Source organism: Streptomyces atriruber (genome assembly GCF_001418325.1).
Classification (GTDB): domain Bacteria; phylum Actinomycetota; class Actinomycetes; order Streptomycetales; family Streptomycetaceae; genus Streptomyces; species Streptomyces atriruber.
Genome location: NZ_LIPN01000533.1, coordinates 1 through 5053 on the forward strand (window position 1 = coordinate 1; position 5053 = coordinate 5053).

Below are 5053 nucleotides of genomic sequence, written 5' to 3' on the forward strand. Positions count from 1 at the left end.
GCCGCCACGTCGAGGAGCAGGCGCGCCCCGCCCTCCTCCGCGAGGCGTCGGCCCCTGCGGGACATCGCGGCGGCCCGGGCGCCGTCCCCCGTGGCGGCCACGAAGGGCGCGCCGAGCAGCAGGGCCTGCGCCTCCCGCAGCACCGCCCCCACCCGCGCGCACTCGCGCGCCGCCTCGGTGAACGCCCCTGCCGCGGCGGCCTGTTCACCGCGCCGCGCCGCGACCAGACCGACACTGCGCAGCGCCGCGCCCCGCTGGACGGGCAGTCCGAGCCGGTCCGCCTCGCCGAGCGCGCGCGCCGCCCACCGCTCCGCGTCCGCGACGTCCCCCGTGGCCAGCGCCGAGGCGACGAGCAGCTCGAAGAAGTTGGGCCGCATCGAGGGCTGCACGCGGGACAGATCGCAGTCGCCGCCCGCGTCCAGGAGGACGTCCCGCACGCGGTACGGATCGCCCGCGCCCAGAGCCGCGTACGCGAGCAGGCACCGGGCCGCCGTCGCCCACCAGCCGTCCACCGCCCCCACCGTGGCGGCCGCCTCCTCGGCCGCGGCCAGCACGCCCGGGTCGCCCGCCGGGCACGCCTGCATCAGGATCATGGCGCGGACGGCGCGACTGAAGCCGAGGAGCTCGCGGCCGCCGAGGACGCTCGCGACCGCCACGGACTCGTCGGCCCACTCCAGGGCCTCGATCACGCGTCCCGTCGTGAGGCGGGCGTACGCGCCGATGAGCAGCAGCTGCGACAGCGCGAAGGGGCGGCCGGTGCGCCGGGCGATGTCGACGCCGCGTTCGGCGTGGCGCGACGCGGCGGCGCAGTCGTCGAGGAACACCTCGCTCCAGGCCAGGCGCACCAGGGACTCGCACTGCCCGGCGAGATCGGCGTCGGTCGTCACATCGGTGAGCGCGGCGGCCTCGGCGGCGTGCCCGCGCGCCGTCGCGGTCTCCCCCTCGTACGCCTCCCCCAGCGCGGCCAGCGTCAGGACCTCCGCGACGCCGAGCTCGTCGCCGCGCGACCGGGCGTCGGCCAGGGCCTTCGCCAGTTCGTCGCGCACTTCGGGATAGCGGTTGGCGAACAGGGCGCGGGCGCCCCACTCGACGACGAGGCCGGTGCGCTGGGCGGGTGCCGGTCCCGGCCGTCGGTCGAGTTCGCGGCGGAGCAGGGCGCCCGCCGCCGCGTACCGCCCCAGGTGGCGCTCCATGAAGGCGCACTGCACGACGGCGGACGTCCGCAGCGCGTCCCCTCCCTCCGGGTCGGGGCGGTGCGCCGCGATCAGCCGGTGGAGGAGGTCCCTGCTCTCCTTGACGGCGCCGGTCATGCCGAGTGCGGTCGCCCGCCGGAGCATCAACTCGCTTCGCATGTCGCAGTGTTCGGGCGTCTCGGGCAGGACGCGCAGGACGGCGCCGAGCAGCCGGGCGCAGACCGCGGGGGCGGTGGCGACCGCCTGCTCCGCGGCTTCCGTCAGGATCGCCGCCGCCTTGGGGTCCCAGCGGGACAGGGACTCCTCGACGTGGTGGGCGCGGTCGGCGAGGGGTGCGCCGGTGCGGGTGAGTTCGGCGGCGGCCGCGCGGTGCAGCTCGTGGCGGCGCCAGGGGTCGACGGCCTCGCGCACCCAGGTGCGCAGGAGCGGGTGGCGCGGGGCGAGGCAGCGGGCCCGCCGGTCCGGCCTGAGCAGGTCGCGGCGGAGCAACTCGCGCAGTGCGGTGATGAGTTCGTCCCGGTCGGCTCCGGTGACGGCGGCGATCAGGTCGGTGTTCGCGTGCGCGCCGAGCACCGCGACGGCCTCCACGGCGGCGCGCTCCAGCGGGGTCAGCGACGCGAGCTCGTCGAGGAGCAGCGCGGCGTGGTCCTTGCGGAGGAGGGCGAGGAAGTACTGAGGATTCCCCTCGCTCGCCTCGTACATCTCCGCGGCCCGCCCGCGCGACGGACCGGCGAGGAACCCCTCGGCCGACTCGGTCGCCTCGGCGGACCCGGTCGCCTCGGCCGACTCCGCCAGCCTGCTCAACTCCCGCCTGCCGAGCGGTCCGAGAGCGGTGCGCAGTACGGCGCCGGAGTCATGCCCGCGCAGGAGAACGGCGGACAGCGCGGACGAGGACTGCCGCTCGCGCCGGGCGACGGCCAGCAGGAAGGGGGCGCGCACGGGATGACGTACGAGATGGTCGAGGAGCTCCACGGTCGCCTCGTCCGCCCAGTGCAGATCGTCGAGGACGACGACGAGGCCCCGCCCGCCCAGGCCGCCGAGCGCGTCCGCGGTGTCCCGGCACAGGGCGAAGAGGTCCCCTTCCGCGTCGGGCTGCCCGCCGCCCCGCACGGCCGCGGGCAGCCCGGCCAGCGAGGGGAACGCGCTCCGTGCGCGCGGGTCCAGTTCGGTGAAGGCGTCGGTGAACGGCCGCAGCGGACACTCCCGCACCCGCTCCGACGCCCTCCCCCGCAGCACGGTCATCCCACGGGCGCGGGCCAGCGCGCCGAACTCGGCCAGCAGTCTGGTCTTGCCGATGCCCGGATCCCCGACGACGTCGATGACGGTGGGGGTGGGGGTCACCCCTGGCGCCCCGGTCGCCCCGGACACCCCTGGCGCCCCGGGCGCTCCCATGTTCTCCAGGAGCGCTTCGAGGCGGCCGAGTTCAGCGGCCCTGCCCACGAACGGCGCCCGCTGCGCGTGCTCCGCCGCGCCTCCGACCATCTCCACCACGTCCCCACGTCCCCACGTCCCGACGTCCCCACGTCCCCGCGCCCGCACGTCCCCACACGGAAGGGTCACGGCCTCCTGCTTGACGTTGTACCGCACCGGTACCGTGCGCGACGCGGGCCTGGATCTCAGTTCGTGCACAAGAAATGAAGGAAGATCTCGGTTAGGACACGAACGGTTCGCGATCGAGGGCGCCGAGCGTGGACCGTACCCTCCCGGGCGCGACGGAAGCGCTGGCCATGGACGTACTCCTTGTCATCCGGCCCCGGGACGGCCGTTACCCTAACCCTCGTCAGTAGTGGACCAAGAAGGGGCGGATCCGGTGGCGGACATCGAGGAAGCGCGCAAGACGTTCGAGCAGTTCGACGCGGATGGCGACGGCTTCATCACGGCGGCGGAGTGGAAGAGCGCCATGGCCAGGATGGGCGACTTCTACCAGACCGAGGCGGTGGCCGAGGCCGTGATCGCCGCGAAGGACATCAACGCGGACAAGCGTCTCTCCTTCGACGAGTTCTGGGCGAGCCTGAACAAGTAGCCGGTGCGCCGGCACCGCGGCGAGAGGGGCCCGGCACACCAGGTGCGCCGGGCCCCTCTCGCGTCGCCGGGTGCGAGCCGCGCGGCGGCCGCCCCTCCGGCTAGGTCAGCTCGGCGACGATCAGCTCCGTGGCCTCCGCGATGAAGGCGTTCACGGGTGGCGCGTCGCGGCCGGGGCGGTCCGTCATGACGGCCAGTACGAGGGGGTCGGCGTGCGGGGGCCAGACCACGGCGATGTCGTTGGCCCTGCCCCAGTTGCCGGTGCCGGTCTTGTCCGCCACCCGCCACCCCTCGCCTTTGCCCTTGCCCTCGCCCTCGCCCCCGAACGCACCCTCTGGGAGCCCCGCCCTGATCCTCCGCTCGCCCACCTCCGTGGCGTTGCGCCGGAGCCAGTCCTCCAAGAGAGCGCGCTTCGCGGCGGGCAGCGCGTCGCCGAGGACGAGAGCGCGGTAGTCGGCGGCGACGGCCCGTGGCGTGGTGGTGTCGCGCGGATCCTTCGGGCGTACGTCGTTCAGCTCGGGCTCGTAGTGGTCCATGCGGCTCGTGCTGTCCCCGAGCCGCCGCAGGTAGGCGGTCAACTCTGCCGGGCCGCCGATCTCACGCATCAGCAGGTTCCCCGCGGTGCCGTCGCTGTACCGGATGGCGGCGTCGCACAGCTCCCGGAGCGTCATGCCGGTCGCGATGCGCTTCTCGGTGACGGGCGAGATGGAGTCGACGTCGGCGGCGGTGTAGGTGACGCGCTCGTCCAGACGGGCGAGCGGACGGTGATGCAGGACGGCCGCCGCCGCGAGCGTCTTGAACGTGGAGCAGAACGCGAAGCGCTCGTCCGCGCGGTGGGTGAGCGTGGCGCCGGTACCGGTCGCCAGGGCGTGCACGCCGAGTCGACCACCGTGCTTGCGCTCCAGCGCGGTGAAACGGGAGGCGAGGCGCGCGCCGTCCGGGGACGCGTCGGGCCGACCGGAGCCGTGACCCGACGGCCGGGGTGAGGACGCACCGGAGTCCGGGCCGTCGTCCGTTCCGCATGCGGACAGGGGCAGGAGGGCCGCCGCCACGAGGAGGGCACGGCGCGACGGCCCCGACGGCTCACACGTCATACGTCGACACCTGCCTCCACCCGCCGCCACCCGCTTCCGCTCCCTGACGCCTTCTTCCGCTCAATGACGCGTCCTTCCACTCACTGGCTCCCTCCGCCCCCGCCCTCCCCGTACAACCGCGCCGAAGCGTCCACATGCGCCAGCCTCCGCATCGCATTGAACACCGCCTCTCCCAAGACCGTGCCGATCACCACGCTCTCCACCAGGTCCTCGACCGCACCCCGCCGACTCACGTAGCCGAGGTCCGCGCGTGCGACAAGTTCGGCGGCGTTCGAGCCATGGGTGCGCCAGCCGCGGCGCGCGATCAGCTGCTCGACCGCGGTGTGCGCGGCGGCCGCCTCCGCGTCGGCGTCCGTGCCACCCTACGCAGCCCGCGCCCGGCCAGGTGCGCGGCGAGTCCCCGGTCGTCGGCGCGCACAGCGTGGGCGTGCCGGACGGCGGGCCCGCCATGCCGCTGACCGGCTGGTCGACGACCGGCGGCGACCTGCGGATCCCGCACTTCTTCGGCATGCACGCCCTGCAGTTCCTGCCGCTGTTGCTGATGGTGTCGGCGGCACTCGCGCCGCGTTGCGCACGCCTCGCCGACGGGCGCGTACGCCTACGGCTCGTCCTGGTCGCGTCGGGCGCGTACGCCGCGCTCTTCGCCCTGCTCACCTGGCAGGCACTGCGCGGTCAGCCCCTGCACCGCCCGGACGGCATGACGCTGACGGCCGCGGCCCTGATCGCCTGCGCCACGGCGGCGGC

Annotated in this window: 3 protein-coding genes and 2 pseudogenes; 2 read left to right on the forward strand and 3 right to left on the reverse strand. The window is 74.9% G+C overall.

From position 1 onward, the window contains the following. The coding region (locus tag AOK03_RS37780) for an AAA family ATPase (protein ID WP_079075224.1) at window positions 1–2675 on the reverse strand (2675 nt) is incomplete at its 3' end. Window positions 2676–3003: 328 nt separating this feature from the next. On the opposite strand from AOK03_RS37780, the gene AOK03_RS37785 reads away from it, so the two are divergent. Next, complete coding sequence (locus AOK03_RS37785) at window positions 3004–3216, forward strand: EF-hand domain-containing protein (RefSeq protein WP_055569889.1); 213 nt, start codon at window positions 3004–3006, stop codon at window positions 3214–3216. Window positions 3217–3316: 100 nt separating this feature from the next. On the opposite strand, the gene bla is transcribed toward AOK03_RS37785, so the two are convergent. Together bla and AOK03_RS44600 are read right to left on the reverse strand one after the other, a co-directional pair. Next, window positions 3317–4309: a class A beta-lactamase gene (gene bla, locus AOK03_RS37790; protein WP_055569890.1), complete on the reverse strand. Its 993-nt coding sequence runs from the start codon at window positions 4307–4309 to the stop codon at window positions 3317–3319. Window positions 4310–4389: 80 nt separating this feature from the next. Next, window positions 4390–4671: pseudogene (locus AOK03_RS44600) on the reverse strand (MerR family transcriptional regulator); the annotation flags it as partial. A gap of 41 nt (window positions 4672–4712) precedes the next feature. On the opposite strand from AOK03_RS44600, the pseudogene AOK03_RS37795 reads away from it, so the two are divergent. Next, window positions 4713–5053: pseudogene (locus tag AOK03_RS37795) on the forward strand (hypothetical protein); the annotation flags it as partial.

Bases quoted from the DNA above. Each gene is read 5' to 3' on its own strand.
- bla (WP_055569890.1), bottom strand. From the start codon at position 4,309: ATGACGTGTGAGCCGTCGGGGCCGTCGCGCCGTGCCCTCCTCGTGGCG.